21 protein-coding genes are annotated in these 24,056 nt (G+C 40.8%); 8 read left to right on the forward strand and 13 right to left on the reverse strand.

The features are described from left to right. Window positions 1-3 precede the first annotated feature (3 nt). Both GO009_RS01975 and GO009_RS01980 read left to right on the forward strand, forming a co-directional pair. Window positions 4-1,455, forward strand: a complete 1,452-nt coding sequence (locus tag GO009_RS01975; RefSeq protein WP_163624479.1) for a M14 metallopeptidase family protein — start codon at window positions 4-6, stop codon at window positions 1,453-1,455. Window positions 1,456-1,587: 132 nt separating this feature from the next. Continuing rightward, the gene (locus GO009_RS01980; protein WP_163624480.1) at window positions 1,588-2,187 is read left to right on the forward strand and encodes a DUF1080 domain-containing protein; all 600 of its coding nucleotides are present in this window, start codon (window positions 1,588-1,590) and stop codon (window positions 2,185-2,187) included. Between the two features lie 165 nt (window positions 2,188-2,352). Here the strand turns inward: GO009_RS01980 and GO009_RS01985 are convergent, their stop codons facing one another. Both GO009_RS01985 and GO009_RS01990 read right to left on the reverse strand, forming a co-directional pair. Beyond that, window positions 2,353-3,300 (reverse strand): DUF1080 domain-containing protein, encoded by a 948-nt coding sequence (locus GO009_RS01985; RefSeq protein WP_163624481.1) that lies wholly within the window; start codon window positions 3,298-3,300, stop codon window positions 2,353-2,355. A 73-nt stretch (window positions 3,301-3,373) separates the two neighbouring features. Continuing rightward, complete coding sequence (locus tag GO009_RS01990; protein WP_163624482.1) at window positions 3,374-4,456, reverse strand: VWA domain-containing protein; 1,083 nt, start codon at window positions 4,454-4,456, stop codon at window positions 3,374-3,376. 207 nt (window positions 4,457-4,663) lie between these two features. On the opposite strand from GO009_RS01990, the gene GO009_RS01995 reads away from it, so the two are divergent. After that, on the forward strand, window positions 4,664-4,924 hold the full coding sequence (locus tag GO009_RS01995; RefSeq protein ID WP_163624483.1) for a MoaD/ThiS family protein: 261 nt from the start codon (window positions 4,664-4,666) through the stop codon (window positions 4,922-4,924). 1 nt (window position 4,925) lies between these two features. On the opposite strand, the gene GO009_RS02000 is transcribed toward GO009_RS01995, so the two are convergent. The 7 genes from GO009_RS02000 to GO009_RS02030 form a co-directional block, all read right to left on the reverse strand. Beyond that, complete coding sequence (locus GO009_RS02000) at window positions 4,926-6,374, reverse strand: serine hydrolase (protein ID WP_163624484.1); 1,449 nt, start codon at window positions 6,372-6,374, stop codon at window positions 4,926-4,928. Between the two features lie 184 nt (window positions 6,375-6,558). Further along, on the reverse strand, window positions 6,559-8,241 hold the full coding sequence (locus GO009_RS02005) for an amidohydrolase family protein (RefSeq protein ID WP_163624485.1): 1,683 nt from the start codon (window positions 8,239-8,241) through the stop codon (window positions 6,559-6,561). 130 nt (window positions 8,242-8,371) lie between these two features. Further along, window positions 8,372-10,129 carry a serine hydrolase gene (locus GO009_RS02010; RefSeq protein WP_163624486.1) on the reverse strand — a complete coding sequence of 586 codons (1,758 nt, stop codon included), beginning with the start codon at window positions 10,127-10,129 and terminating at the stop codon, window positions 8,372-8,374. Between the two features lie 183 nt (window positions 10,130-10,312). Continuing rightward, entirely contained in the window at window positions 10,313-10,936 is a 624-nt protein-coding gene (locus GO009_RS02015) for a bifunctional 2-polyprenyl-6-hydroxyphenol methylase/3-demethylubiquinol 3-O-methyltransferase UbiG (protein WP_163624487.1), read from the reverse strand. 182 nt (window positions 10,937-11,118) lie between these two features. Next, a complete protein-coding gene (locus GO009_RS02020; protein ID WP_163624488.1) occupies window positions 11,119-11,715 on the reverse strand; it encodes a hypothetical protein in 597 nt (198 codons plus the stop codon). A gap of 173 nt (window positions 11,716-11,888) precedes the next feature. Further along, window positions 11,889-13,565 (reverse strand): hypothetical protein, encoded by a 1,677-nt coding sequence (locus GO009_RS02025; RefSeq protein WP_163624489.1) that lies wholly within the window; start codon window positions 13,563-13,565, stop codon window positions 11,889-11,891. 275 nt (window positions 13,566-13,840) lie between these two features. Beyond that, on the reverse strand, window positions 13,841-15,868 hold the full coding sequence (locus GO009_RS02030; RefSeq protein ID WP_163624490.1) for a S9 family peptidase: 2,028 nt from the start codon (window positions 15,866-15,868) through the stop codon (window positions 13,841-13,843). A gap of 328 nt (window positions 15,869-16,196) precedes the next feature. On the opposite strand from GO009_RS02030, the gene GO009_RS02035 reads away from it, so the two are divergent. Continuing rightward, on the forward strand, window positions 16,197-16,535 hold the full coding sequence (locus GO009_RS02035) for a type II toxin-antitoxin system RelE/ParE family toxin (RefSeq protein WP_163624491.1): 339 nt from the start codon (window positions 16,197-16,199) through the stop codon (window positions 16,533-16,535). Between the two features lie 12 nt (window positions 16,536-16,547). Beyond that, window positions 16,548-16,880 carry a helix-turn-helix domain-containing protein gene (locus GO009_RS02040; protein ID WP_163624492.1) on the forward strand — a complete coding sequence of 111 codons (333 nt, stop codon included), beginning with the start codon at window positions 16,548-16,550 and terminating at the stop codon, window positions 16,878-16,880. A 172-nt stretch (window positions 16,881-17,052) separates the two neighbouring features. Here GO009_RS02040 and gndA read toward each other — a convergent pair whose 3' ends face one another. Beyond that, complete coding sequence (gndA, locus tag GO009_RS02045) at window positions 17,053-18,462, reverse strand: NADP-dependent phosphogluconate dehydrogenase (RefSeq protein ID WP_163624493.1); 1,410 nt, start codon at window positions 18,460-18,462, stop codon at window positions 17,053-17,055. A 165-nt stretch (window positions 18,463-18,627) separates the two neighbouring features. On the opposite strand from gndA, the gene zwf reads away from it, so the two are divergent. After that, on the forward strand, window positions 18,628-20,160 hold the full coding sequence (gene zwf / locus GO009_RS02050) for a glucose-6-phosphate dehydrogenase (protein ID WP_163624494.1): 1,533 nt from the start codon (window positions 18,628-18,630) through the stop codon (window positions 20,158-20,160). Window positions 20,161-20,247: 87 nt separating this feature from the next. After that, window positions 20,248-20,973: a 6-phosphogluconolactonase gene (gene pgl, locus GO009_RS02055; RefSeq protein ID WP_163624495.1), complete on the forward strand. Its 726-nt coding sequence runs from the start codon at window positions 20,248-20,250 to the stop codon at window positions 20,971-20,973. On the opposite strand, the gene GO009_RS02060 is transcribed toward pgl, so the two are convergent. Next, window positions 20,954-21,499 carry an acyl-CoA thioesterase gene (locus tag GO009_RS02060; protein ID WP_163624496.1) on the reverse strand — a complete coding sequence of 182 codons (546 nt, stop codon included), beginning with the start codon at window positions 21,497-21,499 and terminating at the stop codon, window positions 20,954-20,956. The genes pgl and GO009_RS02060 overlap by 20 nt on opposite strands. Before the next feature lie 221 nt (window positions 21,500-21,720). On the opposite strand from GO009_RS02060, the gene GO009_RS02065 reads away from it, so the two are divergent. After that, the gene (locus tag GO009_RS02065; RefSeq protein WP_163624497.1) at window positions 21,721-22,119 is read left to right on the forward strand and encodes an endonuclease domain-containing protein; all 399 of its coding nucleotides are present in this window, start codon (window positions 21,721-21,723) and stop codon (window positions 22,117-22,119) included. A 67-nt stretch (window positions 22,120-22,186) separates the two neighbouring features. On the opposite strand, the gene GO009_RS02070 is transcribed toward GO009_RS02065, so the two are convergent. Next, window positions 22,187-22,552: a 6-phosphogluconate dehydrogenase gene (locus GO009_RS02070; protein ID WP_163624498.1), complete on the reverse strand. Its 366-nt coding sequence runs from the start codon at window positions 22,550-22,552 to the stop codon at window positions 22,187-22,189. Window positions 22,553-22,562: 10 nt separating this feature from the next. Further along, window positions 22,563-23,897 (reverse strand): DNA recombination protein RmuC, encoded by a 1,335-nt coding sequence (gene rmuC / locus GO009_RS02075; protein WP_163624499.1) that lies wholly within the window; start codon window positions 23,895-23,897, stop codon window positions 22,563-22,565. Window positions 23,898-24,056: the final 159 nt, after the last annotated feature.

Here is a 24,056-nt window from a genome sequence, read left to right on the forward strand (position 1 = left end):
AAAATGATAAAGAAACTAATGTCTTTTGCAATCTTGGTATTGTTGGCATCCAGTATGCAGGCACAAGATGAGCTTACACCCCAATTATACGAAACCTATGAGGACTATAAAGAATCGAGCATAGGAAAACGAAGAATAAAACATGCAGATATTCAGCCTTTGATTCAAAAATTTAAGGCCAACCCAAAATTTGAAGTACAAAAAGTAGGGGAGTCCATTCAAGGTCGAGATCTGCATTTGATCAGCATTGGTTCTGGCGACAGTAATATTTTTCTGTGGTCGCAAATGCACGGGGATGAACCAACAGCTACGCAAGCCATTTTTGATATTCTGAATTTTTTGGACGCCCCCGAGTTCAATGAGGAGAAAGAAGCTATCCTATCCAAATTGAAGCTCCATTTTTTACCCATGCTCAATCCGGATGGGGCAGAAGTGTTCACAAGACGTAATGCCTTGGGCATCGACATTAACCGAGATGCGTTGCGCTTGCAATCCCCAGAAGGACAAACATTGAAGCGACTCCGGGATAGTCTGGATGCAGATTTTGGCTTTAACCTTCATGATCAGAGCAAGTACTATAATGCAGAACGAACCGAAAAGCCTGCGACCATTTCCTATTTGGCCACTGCGTACAACTACGAGAAGGATATTAATGAGGTACGTGCCAATGCAATGAAGGTAATTGTTTACATGAACAAGATCATTCAAAACTATGCCCCAGGACAAGTAGGGCGTTACAGCGATGATTTTGAACCCCGCGCTTTTGGGGACAATATTGCCAAATGGGGCACCAGCTTAATTTTGATTGAATCTGGAGGGTACCCTGATGATCCAGAGAAGCAGGAAATCCGAAAATTAAACTATGTTTCCATTCTTTCGGCATTGTATACCATTGCCAACGAATCTTTTAAAAATATTCCAATCGGAGATTACGAAAAGATACCCCGCAACGACCGTATGTTGTTCGATCTAAAGATAGAGAACGTGACCTACGAGCTTATGGGAGATGATTACATTCTTGATTTGGGCATTTTTAATCACGAGGTAGATTTGGAAGGGCACAACCAATTTTATTACAAAAGTTCAGTCGCCGACCAAGGTGATTTATCTACCTTTTACGGATATAAAACTTTTGATGCCAATGGGTATAAAATTGTTCCACCAAAGGTGGCACAAGTTACCCGTATTGAGCACCCGATGGATTTATTAAAAGACGGTGTGGCCTTCGTTAAAACAGAAAAACCGGAAAAAAGTGCATTTGTGCACTTTCCTTTGATCTTGGTAAATGATGCTTTTAAGTTGAAAAACTTTAGACTGCAACCAGGTATTAACCCTACCTTCTTTTTGGAGAAAGAGGGCAAGCTTACGCACGCCGTGATCAATGGTTTCCTAATTGACCTTTCCAAGCCTTTGGATCAGCAGAACACGGGCAATGGACTAATCAATGGCAAATAAATTATCATAAATAGCAAACTACCTCGGGACAAGCCCTAGAGGCATTGGTAGGAAAACATATTTTGATTTCGAGGTAAGCCTCGGAGCATTTAAATCTCGATTATTGAGTAAATAACCCTTTAATTTATAACAATGAAGAAACAAATTTTAGTAGGATTATGCCTATTGGCAGCGCAATTTACATTCGCACAAGAACCCATCAATCTTTTTAATGGAGAAAATCTGGACGGTTGGATCAATCATGGAGAAGAAAAATGGTTTGTGGAAGATGGTTTGCTAATCTGTGAGAGTGGCCCCAAAGGCGAATACGGATATTTGTCCACAGAAAAATTCTACAAGGATTTTGAATTGACCTTGGAATTTAAACAAGAGGCCGATGGCAACAGTGGTGTTTTTATCCGCTCTACTTTTGAAGGCACTAAAGTAACAGGATGGCAAGTAGAAGTAGCCCCTCCAGGAAAAGATACGGGTGGAATCTACGAATCCTATGGTCGTGGTTGGTTGATCAAGCCCGACCCGGAAAAGGACAAAGCCCTGAAAATGGGGGAGTGGAACACTATGAAAATCCGTGTGGAAGGTCCCAAGGTCACATCATGGCTGAATGGTGTGCAAATGGTACATCTGGAAGATGAAAAAATCGGGGAAGGTGAAGGAGCCATTGCCCTGCAAATACACGATGGTGGTGGTATTCGCGTCAAATGGCGAAACATTGAACTTGTTCCTTTGGATTAAGAAAAAAGAAAGAGGCTGTCTAAAATGTCGATTTTCGTCAACCAGAACTTGATTTAGGTTCTCATAGCGATTTGTTTATCAGTATGATGAGATTCTGAAATAAATTCAGAATGACGCATTTCAATACTTTTTAGACAGCCTCTTTTTTATATGAATGTTGAATTCTTATTTCTTTAATGGGGTCACTTCAAAAGCTCTATACTCAATAGGGCCGTGGTCTCCTTGGATCATAAATGGACCGGGTTCTCCTTCTTTACTGTCCAAAGCTCCTCCTGTAATTCCGGGAATCGTGGCATCAGAAATCACTGTTTTTCCGTTTAGCGTTATGGTAACCCTTCGCCCTATCAAAGTAATGTCATAGGTCTGCCATTCACCGGCAGGTTTGGATGCATTTTCATTGGGTTCCAAAAAGCCGTACACACCACCTAAATAAATATCCGATGGTTCCAAACCTTCGCTATCCACAATCTGAACTTCGTAGCGACCGCGCAAGTAGATTCCGCTGTTACTTCCTTTTGGGTAACGAAATTCTACGTGTAGTTTAAAGTCTTGGAATTTTTCATCCGTAATCAGGTTGGAACCTGACTCAGGACTGGTCAAAACACCGTCCTTAACCACCCATTGGTTCTTTTCGCCATCTACATGCCAACCCGAAAGGTCTTTTCCGTTGAACACATCAATGGTTTTTCCCCATTTTGGATTCTCGGTGTATTCCAATTCCGGTGCTTTTACGCCAGTCCAATCAATTATGGAACCATCTGTATAAATTAATGTGCCTTTTAATGTTTCACCTTGCAATTCACCATGAAAGATCATGTCGCTTCCCTTGGGCTCCCATTGGTTGGGAATACTAAAGGTAAATTTGTTGTCTCCATAAGTTTCTATTTCGGCAATAGGTCTTGCGCTACCAAAAGCGAAGACAAAACGGCCCAAAAGTGTCGCAGTTCCCGAATGTTTAATTTCCAGCCAAGAAGGGGAGGTCTTCCCCATAAAATCCATTTCTAGGTCCCATCTTCCCTCTAACGGACTGATGTGCTGGGCATAAAGACTGCTGGTAAAACCTAAAAGTAAGGTGCAAATAAAAGTGTAAATCGTTTTTCTTTGGGTTATCATATGAATGTTTAGTTTGTTTGCTGAACAAGATACGATTAATCCAAAAATTAACTAGCCGTTATAGTACTAGAACCTATTCGCAACCACCGGTAAAACCATTGGCGCTAAACTTGGTCTGAACAGCTCCTTTTAGGCTGTTGTGCGTTAACTGGATCACTAGGTTACTTTCGCCACTTCCATCACGTTTTGGGGTGCAGTATTCAAAAAGGTAGTAGCTTCCCGCTTGTTCCTCTACGCGTTGTGAAATATTGTTGAAGGTATTTTCCAATTCTTCCGAATTACTGGCAAAAACACTGGCTGTTTTCCCGATTTGCTCCAAAACTTCGGTATCTATTTCGGCTCCTAGCCCAATGGTGAAGTAGGAAATATTGCTATCGGCTTCCTCAACTGCACGTAAAGCATCGGATTCTTTGTATCTCGAAGCTTGATCGGTTCCATCGGTGAACAATACCACGGATGCCGCGTTGATTACTTCTGAGTTTTCATCAAGTAAGCCCTCGGCAATGTCTGTTGATTTGATCACGGCACCGTACAAATCAGTAGATGGGTCGTTGCTGATATCGGTTGTAATACCATCTACAGAAGCTGTCAATTCGGCAGCGGATGATGTTAAGGGGTTTAATAAATGAAGTTCGTCCTCACCATCAAACCAATAAATGGCCATTTTGAAGGATTCCGTTGCCGGGGTTGGCATTACATTGTTGATGAAGCTGTTGGTGGCCGCTTTTAATTCATCCAAACTACTTTCCAATACGCTATTGCTCAAATCCAGTACTAAAAGAGTGTTGTTGTTAAATACTTGTGAGTTTGGCGAAATTCGCGCAAAGGATTCCGAAGGGGATATGGGTTCAAAACAATCATCGTTTCGTCCTTGTTCGTATATGGAGAACTGTTCGGCAGATAATCCTGAGATAGGATTCCCCATCAAATCTGAAACTCTGAATAGCACGGAAACTTTTCCGGGCAAAGTGGTGAATTCATCTTGTATGGACAACAAAAGTTCGTTTTCCCCAAAACCGAGGCAATCATCCGGTTCTTCACCAAGTCCCAGTTCCTTGTCGTTAATATCAAAGCTGACATCATCATCTGCATTTCCGCAAGAAAATAAAATAAGGCTAAACAATATTGGGAATGTAAACTGAAGTATGTTTTTCATTTTCATAAAAGTTAAGGTTCTGCATGCACAACGTTGAAATTGACCGAAAAGTATTTATAACCTCAAGAATAAAATTAAAGAAAAGTTAAAAGAAACATGGGCTTGTTAAAATAATAGGGATACAAGCTATTTTTAATATTTTCACGCCAATAAAACCTACCAACCTATCTAACCAACAACAAACAATAACGCTAATAGGTTGATATTATGACTATACTTTTGTTCGGTGCCACCAAAGATATTATTGGAACGCCCACACTATCTGTTCCAACGGCAAGTTTAAGCGGCAGAAAAATTCCAAATACCGTAGGGGAACTCAAAAAATTTCTTGAAAATACATATCCAGAACTTAAATCCATTTCCAAAGTGACCGTTGCAGTAAACCAGAATTACGCTTCGGACAATGAGAGAATAAATTCTTATGATGAAATAGCCCTGATTCCTCCGCCCGAATCCGGTAAATTTTAGGTCAATTATTTTTCAGTACGTTAATTTTATTTTCCATCTGTTCGTTATAGTTCCATTCATTGTTTATATTCAACAAAATTGCTTTTTGATAGTTTGTAAGAGCATTTAAAGTATCTTTTCGCTTTTCATAGATTTCCGCTAACCCGGCCAAAGCCACCCACCATTTTGGGTTGGCTTCTGCATTAAATTTGAATACTTCGAGTGCTTTTTCATTATCATTCTCACTGAATAAGTACGAATTTCCAATACTGTTAATATTCCATTTTAAGTTATCAAAATTGGAATGCGGGTTTTCTTCCTTAAGTTTTTTGAATGATTGTGCAGCCCTGCCAAATTCACCTTTTAAGGTAAGGTTCATGACATCTTCTTCTAGGGTCGAACCTTTCATTTTTGGAACTACAATTCTTGCAATATCATTTACAATAATGTCATAGGCTGGAATTTCATATCCATTAGATAATAAAATAATTGTTGTTTTATTGTCCACAAATTTTCTGAAAGCAGCTAAATTTCCACCTGAAAATCCATAAGATTTTAATCCGTTCACTGGGTAATTGCCCCAACCATATAAAAAATTGTCCTTTTGATTTGCAAAATTGAATGGTGTCCACATTTTAGATTTGGTTTGTTTATCCAGAAGTAAATTTTCATCCAATCTGTTGTTCCATGCAATGAATCTTTCAAGTGTGATATTTAGTCCATTGCCAGAATGTCCTCTTATGCCATTGTTATTCGTGTCTTTTTCAAATGCTTTTGTTTCATTATTATAAAAATATCTAGTAGCACGATTTGGGATGCTTTCTTGCGAGTTGGAAGAAAATAAAACCCCATTTTTCGAGTTTTTAAATTGATTGTCAAGCACATATTCATCAAACGGCAACCCTGTTATTTTCTCAATAATTTGAGCAAGCAACCAATAGTTCGTTTGGTTGTACCTGAATTGATTTCCGGTTACAAAGTCCATTTTATCTTTTGCGAGCTTTTTCATTAACGCTTTATCAGATAAAGTGCTTTCGTATTTTATGATGTCCGGTAAACCGGAAGAATGACTTAAAAGATTTTTAATTTTAATTTCCTGCCATTGTGGTGGCAAACCATCCAGATACTTTGAAATTGTATCATCTAAATTTAGTTTTCCGTCTTGGATAAGCTGAAATACTCCTGTTGATGTGATAAGTTTTGTTGCCGAAAAAATTCTGAACAATGTATTTTTATCAACTTGTACATTGTTTTCCAAAGAGGCTTTACCAAAGTAGTTTTCATAAATTATACTATCACCCTCAACAACAGCTAAAGCCAATCCGGGAATGTTGTGCAGTCGCATTGTTTTGGAAAGGTAATTGTCGATTTCGGTTTTTAATTCAGTAGAAACAGTTTTTTTCTTTTGGTTGATACAAGAAGTAGAAAGTAATAAAAACAGTAGGACAAATAAGATTTTGAATGTCTTCATTGTATTGAATATTGGTTTCAATAAAGACGATACTTATGCTTGAATGTGGCAAACCCTTATTTACTCCCAACGATTAGGCTAAACATCGTTTTAATGATGTTTAAGCAATCGATTCTGAACAAAGTTCGGCACAGCTAATGAAGCTCGCTGAAAATTCCTTCGGTCATCCACAAGAAACATCCGGTCACTCTTTTTTATATCCAGGCCCACGAACAACACGTCCTGGCATTTCTCCGGTATGCTCGCCATCCTTTAGTACTTGGGTGCCGTTCACAAAAACATGTTTTACCCCTTCGGAATATTGGTGGGGGTCTTCAAAAGTGGCCTTATCAATAATGGCGGCAGGGTCAAACAACACCACATCGGCATAATTACCTTCGGTAAGGCTGCCCCGTTTTTGTATTTTAAGATGGCTTGCGGGCAATTGAGACAATTTATGCACGGCTTCTTCCAAGGAAATCACCTTTTCATCCCGCACATATTTGCCCAACAAACGAGCCACGTTTCCGTAAGCTCTGGGGTGAGTGCTCGATTTTAAGAAGACACCTTCTGTGGCCGGAGAGCCTGCATCGGAACCAAAGCTCATCCAAGGCAGCGCTATTTGCTTTTTCACATTGGCTTCGGACATTAAAAAATAGATGGTTCCTACGCGGCTTCCATCTTGCACTACCAAGTCCATGGCAGTTTCCTCGGGCGAAGTGCCACGCATTTCCGCCACCTCTTTTAATGTTTTTCCCGTAAGATATTTTAAAGAGTCCGCCTTAAAACCTACTAACAGGATTTTACTGGGGTCGCCTGCAGCTTGCATCAAACTTTCCCATTCATCCGTAGGTGTGGTCATCTCTTCTTTCACTTTTTTACGAATGGCGGGGTCTTGCAAACGTTCTGCCCATTTATCATATCCGCCTTCTTGCACCCAGGGTGGCATGGAAGCATCCAAACCAGTGGCACCAGCCACATAATTGTACATATTGGCTGTAATATGGAGTCCAGCGGCATTGGCAGAGTCCACTTTGGCCACTACATCATCAAACTTGTGCCAATTTTCCTTGCCACTTTGTTTTAGGTGATAAATCTCGGCTCTAATACCAGCTTCATCCGCAATCTGAATCAACTCATCCAAACTCTCCAATAAACGAGAACCTTCGCTACGCATGTGACTAATGTATATGCCATTATACTCGGCGGCCACTTTGCAAAGTTCAATCAATTCTTCGGTGCTGGAATAAAATGCAGGGGCATAGATCAAAGAGGAACCCACGCCGAGGGCACCTTCTTCCATGGCTTGTTTTACCATCAATTTCATGGAATCCAACTCCTGTGGAGTAGGGGCACGGTTTTCATAACCTACAGTGTTTATCCGCAAGGTGGTGGCTCCCACAAAAGAGGCCACGTTCGGAGAAACCCCCTTGGTTGTGAGATATTCCAAATATTCGTTCAAGCTGTTCCACTCAATATCATACTTTATGTCCCCTTGACTTTCCTGTTCCTCTTTTTTCATGGATTCGTTAAGAGGCCCCATGGACCAACCTTCTCCAAATACCTCCAAAGTCACGCCTTGTTTTATGTCGGCCATAGATCTACCATCCTCGATCAAGGATTCCGTGGCCCAACTGAGCATGTTTATAAATCCAGGGGAAACTGCCAATCCTGTGGCATCTATCTCCATAGTTCCTGTAGCTTTTTCAAGATTTCCGACAGCTGCAATGGTATCGGCATTGATTCCCAAATCACCTATGTACGAAGGACTCCCAGAGCCATCCACAATTTGTCCGTTTTTAATAAGGACATCAAAGTTTTTGGGTTGTGAACAACTGGCTAGAATAATCAGGGCGAACAGGGAGATGAGAAAAGAAATTGGTTTCATAGTCTGGTTATTTGGTTATGGCAAAACAAGTTAGGTGATTTTTGGGCACTTTCAAATTAACAAAGAATGAAAATTTAGCCTCACCTTTCTTCAAAACCAATCCTCAACCGATTGATTGTATTAAATCAATTTAAATTTGTTTATCATATGGAATATAGTTTTCCCACTCCCATGGTGTGCACACATCTTTTAAAGTAACTTCGAGCAACTCCTTGAAAATGCTGTTACCACGTTCAAAATTGGTCATGATCATGATTCCTTTTCCCGATTCTGGAAATAAAACGGAATGGTGTACAAATCCGCTTCCATGCCCTTCTTTAAAAACGGCTTTGCCATGCGGTGTTTCAAAATAACCCCAGCCCAGGCCATAGCCCAAACGTATTGAATCATACTTATCCGTGATGGTATTGGCATTCTCTCCAAATTGCTTTTCAGAACGAATTCTGATGTGCGGACTAAAAATCTCATCGTAAGATTCCTTGCTGATCAATTTTTGATTGAGCACCGCAGTCAAAAATTTGGTGTAGTCCTTTGCCGTGGTTTCCAAAGTTCCACCACCTCTGGGCTCGTTGTCTTTATCTTTTTTGAGGGATTCCCCCTTTTCGTTGTGCCCAAGTGCAAAATCCTTGTCAAATCTCGTTTTCCATTCGTAGGCAGAGTTTTCCATGCCCAAGGGTTCAAAAATGTTTTCTTGGGCAAGCTCTTCCAATCCTTTGCCTGTCAATTTTTCCAAAACTACTTGTAAATAGATAAAGCCCTCCCCACTGTAGCCGTATTTTTTTCCGGGAGTATGGTGCACCCTTAATTTGTTGTCTTCCTCAAACCATCTGTAGTTTTTGAACCCTGTAGTATGGTCTAGGCACATCCTTGCCGTAATTTTATGGTAAAGTGAATCTTCCTTCAAACTGGAAAAGTCATCGTGCCAACGGGTCTGTGGTTCGTACTCGTATATTTTCTTAGGGAGATACGACTCCAAAGGTGTGTCCAGATCAATCACACCATCCTCGACCATTTTCATTGTCAAAACCCCAAATACGGCTTTACTGAACGAGGCTCCGTAAATGTTGGTTGAATCTGTCAACACTATTTTATTGGGATAATCCTTATAGCCAAAAACCTTTTGATACACGGGTTGGTTGTCATCAAAAATGGATATGGCCATGCCGTATATTTGGGCATCTGCCATCAACTGGTCAATTTTTTTGGTAATGGAATCCTTAGTGATCAAGGAACCGTCCAATCGTTCAATGGTTTCCTGTTTTGGATTTGAACAACTACTTAAAATGGATAAACCTATTATGAGCAACAGACCAAGTGTTTTATTCTTTTTCAACCTTAAAAAAGGAATGGAAAAGGGGTAGTAGCACTTGTTTTTTTGCACCACGTAAATGATGTTGAAGATGATAATGGCGATGCAAATGGGAATCACGGAAATAAAAATGATGAAACCCCATTTCTCGATGGTCAGTAAACCAACAAACGACAACACGGCCAAAATCAGTACGGTGATTTGAAAATTGATAGCCTTAATACCATGCTCGTTATACATTGGGTTGTCTTCCCGTTTATGAATCCACAGAAAAAGTGGGATAAGCACATTGAGTAAGGGAAGAAACAATCCGGCCAGGGGAGTAGCGTGCATTAAAAGCAACCATTTCTTTTTAATCGTTTCTTCTTTCGGATTTTCCAATGGAACTAGCTCGTCTACTTCTATCTCCAAGGCTACTGCCAAGAGTTTAATGGTATTTAGGTGCGGGGAGACCTCTTCTTTTTCGATGCGTTGAATGGTGCGTACCGTAACGTTGGTTCTGTGGGCGAGTTCCTCTTGTGAATACCCCTTAATTTTTCGTTGATACTTGAGTCGTTCCCCAATTGATGAATTGTTCATAATTTTTGGTTTTAAATTCTGGAACAAAGGTATCTGTGGAGGCATGACAGTACCACGACATTTATATGTCACCTTTATGTCAACACTGGTAAAACCATCTGTTTTGCGATAAAACTAAGGATTTTAGGGGCCAAAACCTTTAAATAGATCCAAGTTAAGGGCAACCGTATAGAAAAGCATCAACTATTTCTTCCTGCCCAAAAATCGGATCACGGAACCTGTTCCCACATGGCCGTCACCTTCGTTGAGCTCCACTGTGGTTTTTTTAAGTTCTAGGATTTCGTAATCGGGAAAATCGGCTTGCAGTTCTTCGATGGAAAATAAGGCATCCAGATTACTAGGGCCACCTACGCTTGGATTTTTCTTTTTATATGCCAAATGCGCCTTGCTGAATGCTTCAAAAATGATGGTCCCGCCTTTTTTTAAGTAACTGTGCAGCAATTTATGGTAGCCCGAACGGATGTTGGGAGGGAAGTGGGCATAGATCAAGGCGATGGCATCGAACTGTTCTTCGTGATACCCTAAATTGGGAAGCTCTCCAACTTGATAGTCAATGGAAACCTTGTTTTTCTCTGCCAGTTTCAATGCTTTTTGTTGTCCTACTTCGCTGATGTCAAAAGCAGAGACATCCCAGCCCAATCGAGCGGCATGTACGGCATTGCGTCCCTCGCCCTCGGCACCAAAAAGAATAGAGCCTGTTGGTAGGGTAGCCAGTTTTTCTTTTAAATAATTGTTGGGTCGGGTGCCATATGCATATTTGGTTTGCCCAAATTTGGTGTTCCACTTTTTAAGCCAATCGGTTGCCATAGGTGTTCTTTTGTTGGTATAAAGTTAGGGGTTTGGGGAGGAATGTTTTGTTGTCGGTGAGTATAAGAAACGTTTCGTAAGTTATGAAAAAAGATAGAAAAAAAGCATTACAAAAAGAGGTCGAGGACTTTCCGAAGGAAATGTCCGAAGCAATGTTTTTTATACGGTGTTGTGCAACCTTTTTAATTATTTGTTTCCTGTTGAGCCTGAACAACCTTGGTTGAGTCCTTATCGCCGTTTTGAATCTTGGTTCGATAATCTGCCTTGGTGTCGTCGGAATTCTTTTGAGCTTTGGTTTTTGATTCTAATTCTTTTAGCTTCAATTCCGTCTCTTTTAATTGTTGTTCTAATTTATCTACTTTATCAGATAGCTTATTAGATTCCGAAAATGTTAACCAGATAGATATGATTGTTGAAATAGCTATAATAATTTGAAAAAACCCAGTAGATATGTTATTGAAAACACTTGAACCAAATAAAAGTCCGTCGTTTAATATTGATTTAGATGAAAATAGAGTAATTCCATCGTCTGTTGCAGAACTATATGGATTTTTTAATTCATCATTGTTTTTGCTACAATGAACTAACTTTTTATAATACAAATAATCTAATTGAATATCTACGTCTTTTAAGTCCTCGCCTATTTTTTCAGATATCTGTTTGACAGTAAATTTCCATTTTTCAGGATATTTTAATTCTGGGTCTTTCATCCGTTCTTTTGATAAGAACTCTAATATTTTATGTCTAACCCTGTATGATTTTGGTGTAAAGTATTTCATTTGTCAAATGTGGTACAACGTATAAGATATGATTCGTTTTAAATGAATTATATCGACCGACACAGAACCAAGTTCAGTATAAGAACCGAAGTTCGCAGAATTTTAAGTTACTGGCAAAAAGACTTATTATGCGTTATCAACACTAAAGTGTTGAGAGGTATGGGATTACAATTCTACTCCTTGATCATTTCCAAATCATCATTGGAGCCCGTCATTTGCCAATTCGCCAGTGAAATAGGGATATTTCCGATACTGTTCAGGGTATCAAAAAAATCTTTTACCACAAATGGCTTGCCCTGCGATTCTTTCAGTTTGGCATAATCGGCCAATGCGTTTTCCAATAAATATTTACCCGTAATATAACTTGTTCCATAGCCAGGTTGGCGCAAATACAGGTGTTGTTCAAAAATGAGCAGCTCTTTTTCCGTTTTCATCCATCCGCGGGGCGTGTACTCACTGTGAATCCCTCCAGCTTCCTCCATGGTCATTTCATTGGCGTGGGCGTACAAGGATCCTAAACCTCGTGCAGCGCGCTGTGCGATCATGATGTACACAATCTCTTTGGTTCTTGGGCTATCATCATACAATCCAGCTTGCATAAACATTTCTTCGACCGCGGTGGCCGTCCCCTCATTTCTAGAGTCCCAAATGTTATATAACAAAGGGCCTTTGCGTATTTCACTTGTATGGGGTTCGGTATCCATGCGCGCTAGTTCAAACCAATGGTAAAAATGGGAATATAGAGGTCTTGGGTCGTAATGCTCACCAATCGCAAAAAAGTTGCGGGTCTCCTTGGGTATAAATTCACCCAAATGCTCGCGTAGGGCGGGTTCAAAATAGGGTTTTACGGTAACGATGTCCTGTTCGTCCAAAAAATCGATCAAGCTATTTGCGGCTTCGTCGGCCATTTTGTCGTAGGCTTCGGGGGAGTCCGCAGCCACCAAAGGTGGCAGATTTCTATTTCGGTGTTCCTCCAATTTTAAAGATGTCCAAGCACGGGCAAGTTCACGTTTTAGGATCATCACCTCATCCTCCCAAGTTAGTGGCACCAAGTGTACATTCTGCAAATACCAGGTATAATTGTCTTTGCCAATGCCCGAAGGCCCGGTTTTTGATTCGGATTCAGCCTGCAACCAAGAAACAAGGTCATTGGTAGAAGCTATGGCATCGTCTATAACGGAAACCAATTCTGAGTCATCTTTAACGGAAGTTCTGTTTTTTAATTCGGTTAGCACGCTACTCTGATTTTGAATATCCCGAATCCCGGTTACCCATAAATCGCGAGCGTTTCCTGTCAAATTCTTCTTGGCCTGTGTATTGAATGGCGCAATTATCTTTAGGTCGGACAAGAGTTTAGACCTTTCTTCTGAAGATAGGGGGAATGTGTAGGTCCATAATTCTGTTGTACCATGATTGGTTGGCCCCTCGTGAGCAGGAACATCGCTTCTATTGGCCCAAACCGTTTTATAAAAAGCAGGATCTCTGCTCCAAGGCTTTAAAATGCGATGATTAAAGTCGTAACCGTTCATTTCGGCCCAAACAATCATCCAATCCACTTGATTTTCTACGGACCAATTTGTTGTGTCGATAGATTGCAGTTTTGACTGTAATTCCTTGAACCTTGGCCAACGTTTTTCAAAGGTTTCCGTCGTATAATCAGGTGCCCCATCAAGTAGCGGTGGATTTTCGAAGGTTCTCCATGCTTTAAATAAGGTAACTAAATCTCGATAATCGTTAGATGTAAAGTTTTCAGTTTGGGTTTGATTGGCAGCGGTTTCTTCTTTCTTTTCAGTTTGACAGCTAATACATAATATCAATAAAAAAGAAAGAAGGAAATTGGTTGTTTTCAAATGACTACGATTTTTTTATTCAGAAAAGATTTTAACAATTCAGGCAATTTCGTTGAATTTTCCTTTACAAACAATAATTGTACAAATGTGTTATCAATACTAAGTTGTTGGAAGGTGTAGGGCTGTATTCGCTGTACCCACTACAATTAATGAAGATAAATATTAAATATATTGATTATCAATTAGATACATCCTGTTTTTTTGATGCTTCCGGATTGTTTGGACGCCCTCTTTTTGTTTTCACAGTAAATAAAGCTTACAAAGCCAAGCAATTGTTATTCATCTTTGTACTTCTCAAACCAAGCAAGTACAGCAGCTATTTTTGCAACCAAATTACTGGGTTTGTTGGCAATACCGTGAGACGCGCCGGGAATACGTACCATTGCTGTTTCTACGTTCTCCAATTTTAGAGCGGCATAAAACTGCTCCGATTCTGCAATAGGGGTACGGTAATCTTCTTCGCCCGTTAACAGCATTGTTGGTGTGGTTACATTGCCCACATAGGTAAGGGGTGAGCGTCTTCTATAGTTTTCTGGATCTTCCCAAGGTTTTTTTCCGAACCAATATTTGGAGAAAAACTGCACACCATCTGCATAGAGCACAAAACTTGTCCAGTTAATTACGGGTTTTGCCACAACGGCAGCCTTAAAACGGTCGGTTTTGCCCACAATCCAAGCGGTGAGCACACCACCACCGGAACCACCTGTAACAAATAGGTTTTCTTTGTCCACGTAGCCTTTTTCCAAAACGGCATCCACGCCGGACATTAAATCCTCATAATCGTGGTTGGGATAATCGTGGTGAATCAAGTTTCCAAATTCTTCGCCATAGCTTGTACTTCCCCGAGGGTTGGTATAGAGAACCACATAACCTTCAGCAGCGTAGGCCTGAATTTCGGCAGAATACACTGCTCCGTAGCTGGTAAACGGCCCACCGTGTATTTCCAAGATCATTGGATATTTTTTGGAGGGGTCAAAATCGGGAGGGGTTACGACCCAACCTTGAATTTTGCGTTGATCATAGGAGGACTCCCACCAGATTTCTTCCACATTACCTAATTTTTTAAAGGAAAACAGGTCATCATTAACTTGGGTCAAACGCTTTGTGTTTCGGGTATCAGCTACGCCCAAATCCGAAGGGTGGGATGTATCGCCCAGGGTGTAGGCAAATTTGTTGTTGGCGGAAGCGGAAAAACTGGCCGCGTTATAAGGTCTGCCCAACGAAAGACCGCCCAATCCGTCCGTAATAGCATCCACCTTGCCCGATAGGTTCATGGAAGCCAATTTGCCAACGCCTTGGTCGGTGTAAATAAAATAAAGTCCATTGCCTTTACTGTTCCAAGCCATATCTTCTATGTCGCGGTCAAAATCACCAGAAATTAATTGGGAGTCTGTCCCATCGGTGTTCATTACATACAATTGGGTGAGCTGATATCCTTGCAAACGGTCGTCGTACCCTAAATAGGCTATTTTGGAACCATCTGGCGACAATACGGGGTTGGCATCAGGACCGTAACGGTCAGTTAGTGGATTAATCTCACCATTATTTACATTGATGCTATAAATTTCGCTGTCAGCAGGTTCAAATTCCTCATCTTTATGAAAATTGGCGCTAAAAAATAGGTTTTTGCCGTCCTTACTCCAGATAGGACTTCCGTGGTCAAATTCCGAAAAAGTCAATTGTTTTGGCGTTCCCCCGCTTATGGGCAAGGTGAATAATTGTGAATTGCCACCTTTGTAATACCCAGCACCATCGCCACGGTAATTCATTTTATCAATGTATTTCGGCGGCTCGTTCCATTTGGCGCCCTCGGGCTTTTCTGGCATTTTAATGATGGATTTGTTGGCTTCGGGCACGAACATATTAAATGCCAAGTATTTGTCATCATAAGACCATGAAACTGTCCCCGGTGATTGTGGTGTATTGGTAAGGGCCATAGTTTCCTTGGTATCCAACCACATAAGGTAGAGCTTCATTTTGTCATCTGCCATATTGGACTTGAAAACAATTTTTGTTCCATCGTGCGACCATTTCGGGGCAAAATCGTTATGGTTTCCTGTGGTTAACGGACGATTGTTGGAGCCATCAAAATTGATGATCCAAAGATTGGAAAGATTGCGGTCCGTCATCACATCCTTAAAATTCCTAACATAAATGATTTTAGATCCATCCGGGGAAATTTGAGGATCGGAAACATATTCCATATTGAAGATGTCCAACAGCTCCAAATTGGATTGTACTTGGCTAAAACCTAAAGGAATGATGGCCACAAAAAGTAACAGGGCAACTAGTAATTTTTTCATGAGGAAGCGTTTAGTTAGTTTCGATTCTTAAAAATAGGGAATTTATCTCCTTATTTTTTGGTACAAGCGTATAAAAGTGGTATTGGATGGATTAATATGTAGTGGTCATGTTTTGATCTACACAGATAATGAAATCAGCCAATTTGTTGTTTTCCTCTTCCAGTTTATAAATATTCTTTTGCTCTACGGTCGTGCGGTGGAATCCAATGTTTTGTAGTCTATTTTTCCTGATAAATAATCGTTGTCTCTAATTTGATTCTTCACAAGAATAGTTTCCATATAATTCAACTTTTGTTATCTTTGTGCGTAAAACAAGGACAAAGACTGAATGAGCAAAAACTTTGAAGTTATACTTCTTGAAGAAGCTCTTGACTTTATAGACTCTCTGGATTTAAAAACAAGAAGGAAAATCTATTACAATATTGATAAGGCAAAACAGAGGAACGACCCAAAGTTATTCAAGAAACTGACTGATGAAATTTGGGAATTCAGGACAAAATATAACGGAATTCAATATCGCCTATTTGCGTTTTGGGACAAAACTGACAAGACTAAAACTTTGGTTATTTCAACTCATGGAATTGTAAAAAAAGTTGACAAAGTGCCTAAAAGCGAAATTGAAAAAGCAATGAAGATCAGAGCTAACTACCTAGAAATTAAACTGTGAAAAAATTGAGATATGGAAACTAAGCGAAAAAAAATGAAGATGATGACCCTTGACGAATTAAAAGACAGGGATATTGGAAAGATTGGAACTCCAGAACGAGATAAATACGAGTTTGACCTAAAAATGGAAGCCCTTGGCGACATGATAAAATCGGTAAGGAAAGAGCGTCATTTGACACAAGAACAGCTAGGGAAGCTTGTAGGGGTTCAAAAATCACAAATTTCCAAGTTGGAACGTAATACTAAAAATGTAACCATTGAAACCATTTTAAAGGTATTCAATGCCTTAAAAGCAAATGTGAAGTTCAGTGTTCAAATTGATCATTCAGATTTAAATATTGCATAAAAACAAGAACTACAGGCAACATATCCTTTTTCTCCAAGTTCTTGAGCATTTTTTTTAGGAGACCTTTTTGCCCTTGGCATTGTATATAACGTAGGGTGCCTTCTGTCCATAACCAAAGGTTATGAGTAGGGTGAAGGTTAGAAGGAGGAGAAGATTTCTCATTTGATTAGATTCAATCTTCCCACTCCGTGTGGAAAATACCTTCGCGGTCCAATCGCTCGTAGGTGTGCGAACCAAAATAGTCCCGTTGCGCTTGTATCAAGTTCAATGGCAATCGGCTACTGGTGTAGGCATCAAAATAGGTAAGTGCATTGGACAATCCAGGCAATGGAATGCCATTTGTGGCTCCATAACTCACCAATTCGCGTACTGCATCCACGGTGCTTTGCACTTTTTCCACGAAAGAAGGGGAGAGCAGTAAGTTCTGTAAATCCTTATCAGCTTGGTAGGCATCGGTAATATCGGCCAATAGCGCGGCACGGATTATACAGCCCGCACGCCAAATTTTGGCAATTTCGCCCAGTTCAAGTTCGTAACCGTATTCTTTGGAGGCATCGGCCAATTGGTGCATACCCTGCGCATAGGTAATGATAAACGCAAAATATAGGGCCTGCTCCGCTTTTGAAGTAAAGTCATCTTTGTCCACCGCTTTTGGTGTGGGACGGCCATACAACTCATCGGCTTTAATACGCTCGGATTTTAGGGCGGATATTTCACGCATGCTCACCGCAATATCAATGGTAGGCACGGGGATTCCCAAATCCATGGCATTCTGGGAGGTCCATTTTCCAGTACCCTTCTGCTTGGCCTTGTCCAAAATCATATCCACAAGGTCGTTGTCCGTCAAATCATCTTTTTGTTCAAAGATTTCTGATGTGATTTCCACCAAAAAGGACTGCAAACGACCATCATTCCAACGAGCGTAGGTTCGGTGAAGCTCATCGTTGGTAAGTCCACCTGCTTTTTTGAGCAAATCGTAAATCTCGGAAGTCAACTGCATCAAACCGTATTCGATACCGTTGTGTACCATTTTTACATAGTTTCCTGCGGATTTCGGACCCAGATACGCAACGCAAGGTTCTCCTTCGTATTTGGCCGAAACGGCTTCAAAAATGGGCTTTACGTGTTGGTAGGCTTCTTTGGAACCACCAGGCATAATGCTCGGTCCTTTTCGGGCACCCTCGGCACCACCGGAAACCCCAGCGCCAAAAAAGTTGATGCCCTTTTCTTTTAAATAGGCTTCGCGACGATCTGTATCGGTATAAAAGGAGTTTCCTCCATCAATAATAATATCACCTTTATCCAAATGGGGAAGTAGACCATCAATAACGCTGTCCACAATTTTTCCTGCAGGTACCAATAACATAATTTTTCGAGGAGTGGTCAGCGACTGTACAAAGGTTTTTACATCGGTGGAGGCATTCACTTTTGCGGTATCACCACCTTCATTGATCAAAGCATCCACTTTTTCTTTGTCCAAATCATTTCCAAATGCAGTAAAACCATTATCGGCCACATTTAAAATAAAATTACGTCCCATTACTCCAAGGCCCACAAGGCCAAAATCATACGTATCTGCCATTATATATTTTTCTTCTTCTTTGGTGTTGATACAACCTTGAGGTTGCGATTTCTTGAATTACGAACCTAAAATAAACCTTATATTCGTGATGCTCAAAGATAATGACTCCTTATTAAAAATGAATGGTGTCAAGAAGAGCATAATCTGCCAGAAACCGAAAATACTATGAAAAAGACAGATAATCAGATGCTCGTGATTTTTGGGGCATCGGGTGATTTGACAGCAAGAAAATTAATGCCATCCTTGTTCAACCTTTATTTGGCCGACCAGTTGCCCGAAAATTTTGTGGTGCTAGGGGTGAGCCGCAGCAATCTGACCGATGAGGCATTTCGGGACCGTGTAGTGTATGAAAGTGATTATTTAAAAGAAAAAACAAAGGACTTGAAAGCAAGCAAGGTAAAAAGCTTTGCTGACAAACTTTATTACGAGGATTTGGGCGATAGCTACGATACCGATTATGGCGGTCTGCGTAAGCGGGTGGAGGCCCTAAAAGAAGAGTACAACACTTCTGGAAACATTATTTATTACCTATCCACACCGCCCACACTTTACGAAACAATATCGCAAAACCTGTCCAACGCGGGCATGAACACCCAAAACAATGGCTGGAAACGCTTGATTGTGGAAAAACCTTTTGGTTACAGTCTGGAGACGGCAAAAGAGTTGAACAAAGGGCTTCACAAGTACTTTAAAGAGCATCAGATATACCGAATCGACCATTATTTGGGCAAGGAAACCGTTCAAAACCTTTTGGTAACCCGTTTCTCCAACAGCATTTTTGAACCCCTTTGGAACCGTAATTACATTCAGCATGTGGAAATTACCAATGCGGAAAGTGTAGGTGTTGAAAAACGTGGAGGATATTACGATAAGTCGGGAGCCCTTCGGGATATGTTCCAAAACCACTTGTTACAAATTGTTTCGTTGGTAGTGATGGAGCCACCGATTGGCCCAGATGCTGAAGAAATCCGAAACGAGAAAGTAAAGGCGTTAAAGTCGTTGCGTATAATGACGGATGAAAAGGAACTGTTTGAAAATACCATCCGAGCTCAATATGTTTCGTCCAAAGTAGGGGGAGATAAAATAAAAGGATACCGAGAAGAAGATGGGGTAGACCCGAATTCCACTACGGAGACCTATGCCGCCATCAAATTTTATGTGGACAACTGGCGCTGGCACGGGGTTCCTTTTTATGTGAGGACCGCTAAGCGAATGCCTACAAAAGTGACCGAAATTGTGATTCACTTTAAAAAGCCGCATCATCAAATTTTTAAGGGTTCCGAAATGCAGGAGATGGACAATAAATTAATTATCCGCATACAGCCTGATGAAGGAATTTTGATCAAGTTTGGGGTAAAAGTACCCGGGCAAGGATTTAAAGTCGAGCGTGCCAATTTGGACTTTTATTACGCCAATTTGGCCGAAACCTATGTAATGGAGGCCTACGAGCGCTTGTTGTTGGACGCGATGCAAGGTGATGCCACACTATATGCCCGTGCCGATGAGGTTGAAGCGGCTTGGGAATTCGTGGATCCTATTTTGAACTATTGGAAAAGCGGTAAGGACGTTCGCATGTATGGTTATGCAGCTGGTGCTTGGGGACCAGAAAATGCAGATAATTTGATAGAGGACGAAGGCTATTGGCGCAATCCTAGTGAGAATTTGGCGGACGATCCAGGGTATTGCGTGATTTGTTAGAAGTCAGAAGTCAGAAGTCAGGAGTCGGAAAAATATGTCGGTTCGAGCGTCCCGAAAGCTTTCGGGAAGAACTAAAATTAATTCAAGATGGATTTAAAAATATATAGCAGTAAACAAGAGGTGGCTGAGCAGTTTTCCAGCTATTTTGTAGATAAACTAAAAGATAAGGATGATTTTTATGTGGCTTTGTCCGGGGGTAGTACCCCTAAAATTGTTTTTGATGTATTGGCAGAAAAGTTTGCCGACAAAGTAGATTGGAATAAGGTACATTTTTATTGGGGAGACGAACGCTGTGTACCTCCTTCCGATGATGAAAGCAACTATAAAATGACGGTGGAGCACCTTTTTTCCAAAATTGAGGTGCCCAAAGAAAACATCAATCGCATATTGGGTGAAAAAGACCCTGAAGGAGAAGCTTTGCGCTATGCCAATCTGCTGGAAATCGATTTGGATAGGGTAGAGGAGGTGCCTCAGTTCGATTTGGTAATTTTGGGTATGGGCGATGATGGCCATACCGCATCCATTTTTCCTCATGAGATTGAATTGTGGGATTCGGAAGACCATTGTGTGGTAGCTACGCATCCAGATTCAGGTCAGAAACGAGTTTCCATAAATGGAAAAGTCATCAATGCCGCCAAAGAAGTAGCTTTTTTGGTCACGGGAGCATCAAAAGCCGAAAAAGTAGAAGCTGTAGTGGAGAAAACCCAAGGTTTCGAAGCCTATCCTGCATCATTGGTCAACCCAGCATCGGGTAATTTAGTGTGGTTTTTGGATGAGGAGGCTGCAGCAAAACTCAATCAAAATCCATCTTAACGTTTTCACCTTTTAGAAACTCCAAATATTCGTTCACTTTAAAATTGTTGGATTCGTACTTGCTGTCACGCTTAAAAGCGGATTCTTTACGTTCCTTGCTACGTGCAAAGCGGCGAATATCCTGTTTGGTTTTCAAAATAAGGCCGGGAACTAACTTGTTTTTACCATCCTTTCCCTTGGCCACCATGGTAAAATAGGACGAATTGCAGTGTTTTACTTCACCAGTGGTTACATTTTCAGATTCAACACGAACCCCGACCACCATGGAAGTTTTTCCTGTGTAGTTGATGGATGCTTTTAGTGTGGCCAGTTCCCCAACTTCAATCGGATTTAGGAAATCCACTCGATTCACCGAAGCGGTCACGCAATAACTTTGTGAATGTTTGGAGGCACATGCGAAAGCTATTTGGTCCATAAGATTGAGGATATGCCCCCCATGTACCTTGCCACCAAAATTGGAATGCGATGGGAGCATAAGTTCGGTGATGGAAACTCTACTTTCTCTGGATGATTTGAATTTCTTCATATTTTGTTGGGGTTTTAATCGAATCCTTTTTTTAATTCGATTATACACGACTGTACCAGTGGTCAATCCAAATGTCACATCGAGCGTAGTCGAGATGTCTTTGTCAGCCTTTCGACTGCGCTCAAGAAGACAAAGACAAAAATATTGACAAAAACTATCAATACCATTGGTACAATTGCGGATATACAATTTTTTAAAAAAGTAAATAACAGCAATGTAAAATGATTATCAAATATAATCCAAAGCTAAAAGAGTTGGCCAGGCAATTACGAAATAATGCTACAAAAGCCGAAGTTGCTCTGTGGCAGAAACTAAAGCGGGGTCAAATGCACGGATACGATTTTCATAGGCAAAAACCTATTGATGAATATATTGTTGACTTTTTCTGTAACAGATTACAGTTGGCTATAGAGGTTGATGGTTATTCACATCAACTTGAAGAAGTTTGGGAGAAAGATGTAATAAAGAAAAATCGTTTAAACGAGCTTGGTATTCAAGTGCTACGATTTTCTGATACCCAAGTCGTTAACGATATGGATAATGTTTTGCGCGCGATAGAGGATTATATTTTTCAGTTTGAAGCGAACGGAAATACACCTCCCTCAATCCCTCCTTTTTAGGAGGGAAGTTATTGAGCTCAAGACGAGTTCATTTCCCCTCTAAAAAGAGGGGCTAGGGGTGTGTGAATTAATTCCTAAAAATTGGTGATTTTTCAGATTTGACTTCGGTGATAAAATATTTGGTGTCGCCCAACCAGAAAAAGGTGGCGTAGCGTTCTTTGTAAGTGACTTTGATGTACTGCCCTTGGAACTCCTTCATCTTTTCAATGATTTCCTTTTCACTGTCCTCTACGGAAAACGAAAATACGTTTGTGCCTGACAAACCTTGGCTGATTTGTCCTTCCCAAGTTTTGACCATCACCCCTTTTCTACTGAATTTGATGAGTTCCCCCGAACGATAACCCTCACTGTAGGGTACGTAATAGATAAAAGCAAAATAGCTCACAACGCCAACTATAATGGCGATAATGAAAATGGTCAAGAATTTTTTCATGGTTCGTGTTTTAGTTCATTTCCTCAAAATTGTCCTCATGGGCACGTTTTAAAATAGGTTCGGGGAGCGACTTTTTGGCTTTGGCCCCCATTTTCTTCAACTTTTCAATTGAGGTGACAATGTTTCCCCTTCCTTCGACCAACTTGTTCATGGCACCGCGGTATTCATTCTTGGCCTCGTCCATTTTTTTGCCCACTTTGGTAAGGTCGGAGACAAAGCCTTCGAATTTATCGTAAAGCGCTCCTGCCTGACGGGCAATTTCAATGGCGTTTCGTTGTTGTTTTTCGTTGCTCCACATCGAATCAATGGTGCGTAACGTGGCCAGTAGCGTAGAAGGGGTAACAATAACGATGTTTTGCTCAAAAGCTTTGTTGTACAATGATACATCTTCGTTTATGGCTACGGCAAATGCAGGCTCAATGGGTACGAACATCAGCACAAAATCAGGACTTTCCATTTCGTAGAGGTCTTCGTACTTTTTGGAAGATAGTTGCTCCACGTGTTTACGCAAAGAATTGATGTGATCCTTTAAAAATTTAGGTTTGTCCTCTTCTTCTGCATTGGTGTATCGCTCGTAATCCGTTAACGAAACCTTGGAATCCACCACCATTTTTTTGCCGTCGGGCAAGTGGATGATAACATCGGGCAACACTCTTGTGCCATCTGCACGCTTAAAGCTTTGTTGTACACTGTACTCCCTATCTTTCTCTAAACCAGATTTTTCCAGAACGCGTTCCAAAACCAATTCCCCCCAATTTCCTTGCATTTTGCTGTCCCCTTTCAGGGCTTTGGTCAGGTTTTCGGCCTCTTGGGTTATTTTCAGGTTTTGGGTCTGTAAGGTGAGCAATTGCTCTTTTAAAGCAGAGTGAATGCTGATATTTTCCTTTTGTGATTTCTCTACCTTTTCCTCAAACTCCTTAATTTTTTTGTTGAGGGGTGTCAGGATATTTTCAATGTTTTCTTTGTTGCTCTTGGTGAATTTCTCACTTTTCTCGTCCAAGATTTTGTTAGCGAGGTTTTCAAATTCCTTGGTGAATTTTTCCTGAAGTTTTTCAACCTCTTCCTTTTGCTCCTTGTTCTTTAATTGAAGATTCTCCAAATCGGCTTGGTACCGCACAATTTGATTGCTTTGTTGTTCTTTTTCGTGCTGGAGTTGTTTTTGCTCCTCGTCGCTTTGCAATAATTTATCGTTCAAGGATTTGATAGTGGTGTTCAGTTGCTGTTCCCGTTCCCCCCAAACACTTTCGGTGGACTTGGTTTTTAGTTTTTGAATGTACATCCCCACAAACAGGCCAATAGCCAATGCGATAATGCCAATAATTACATAGATAAGTTCCGTGCTCATGAAAAAGTTTCTGAAGGATAAAGATAACGGATTACAAAGATAAAATATCATTTCTTCCAAAGCAGAAATCCATAAAATGAGTTCGCAGTCGGAAGTCGGATGTCCGAAGCAAGGAGTCCGATGTCAGTTGGCAAGAGCAGTTGGCAAGAGCAGTTGGCA

The organism is Allomuricauda sp. TY007 (assembly GCF_010468565.1).
GTDB lineage: Bacteria > Bacteroidota > Bacteroidia > Flavobacteriales > Flavobacteriaceae > Flagellimonas.

Coding starts and splice junctions, on each gene's coding strand:
- GO009_RS01975 (WP_163624479.1), top strand. CDS start 4: ATGATAAAGAAACTAATGTCTTTTGCAATCTTGGTATTGTTGGCATCC.
- GO009_RS01980 (WP_163624480.1), top strand. CDS start 1,588: ATGAAGAAACAAATTTTAGTAGGATTATGCCTATTGGCAGCGCAATTT.
- GO009_RS01985 (WP_163624481.1), bottom strand. CDS start 3,300: ATGATAACCCAAAGAAAAACGATTTACACTTTTATTTGCACCTTACTT.
- GO009_RS01990 (WP_163624482.1), bottom strand. CDS start 4,456: ATGAAAAACATACTTCAGTTTACATTCCCAATATTGTTTAGCCTTATT.
- GO009_RS01995 (WP_163624483.1), top strand. CDS start 4,664: ATGACTATACTTTTGTTCGGTGCCACCAAAGATATTATTGGAACGCCC.
- GO009_RS02000 (WP_163624484.1), bottom strand. CDS start 6,374: ATGAAGACATTCAAAATCTTATTTGTCCTACTGTTTTTATTACTTTCT.
- GO009_RS02005 (WP_163624485.1), bottom strand. CDS start 8,241: ATGAAACCAATTTCTTTTCTCATCTCCCTGTTCGCCCTGATTATTCTA.
- GO009_RS02010 (WP_163624486.1), bottom strand. CDS start 10,129: ATGAACAATTCATCAATTGGGGAACGACTCAAGTATCAACGAAAAATT.
- GO009_RS02015 (WP_163624487.1), bottom strand. CDS start 10,936: ATGGCAACCGATTGGCTTAAAAAGTGGAACACCAAATTTGGGCAAACC.
- GO009_RS02020 (WP_163624488.1), bottom strand. CDS start 11,715: ATGAAATACTTTACACCAAAATCATACAGGGTTAGACATAAAATATTA.
- GO009_RS02030 (WP_163624490.1), bottom strand. CDS start 15,868: ATGAAAAAATTACTAGTTGCCCTGTTACTTTTTGTGGCCATCATTCCT.
- GO009_RS02035 (WP_163624491.1), top strand. CDS start 16,197: ATGAGCAAAAACTTTGAAGTTATACTTCTTGAAGAAGCTCTTGACTTT.
- GO009_RS02040 (WP_163624492.1), top strand. CDS start 16,548: ATGGAAACTAAGCGAAAAAAAATGAAGATGATGACCCTTGACGAATTA.
- gndA (WP_163624493.1), bottom strand. CDS start 18,462: ATGGCAGATACGTATGATTTTGGCCTTGTGGGCCTTGGAGTAATGGGA.
- zwf (WP_163624494.1), top strand. CDS start 18,628: ATGAAAAAGACAGATAATCAGATGCTCGTGATTTTTGGGGCATCGGGT.
- pgl (WP_163624495.1), top strand. CDS start 20,248: ATGGATTTAAAAATATATAGCAGTAAACAAGAGGTGGCTGAGCAGTTT.
- GO009_RS02060 (WP_163624496.1), bottom strand. CDS start 21,499: ATGAAGAAATTCAAATCATCCAGAGAAAGTAGAGTTTCCATCACCGAA.
- GO009_RS02065 (WP_163624497.1), top strand. CDS start 21,721: ATGATTATCAAATATAATCCAAAGCTAAAAGAGTTGGCCAGGCAATTA.
- GO009_RS02070 (WP_163624498.1), bottom strand. CDS start 22,552: ATGAAAAAATTCTTGACCATTTTCATTATCGCCATTATAGTTGGCGTT.
- rmuC (WP_163624499.1), bottom strand. CDS start 23,897: ATGAGCACGGAACTTATCTATGTAATTATTGGCATTATCGCATTGGCT.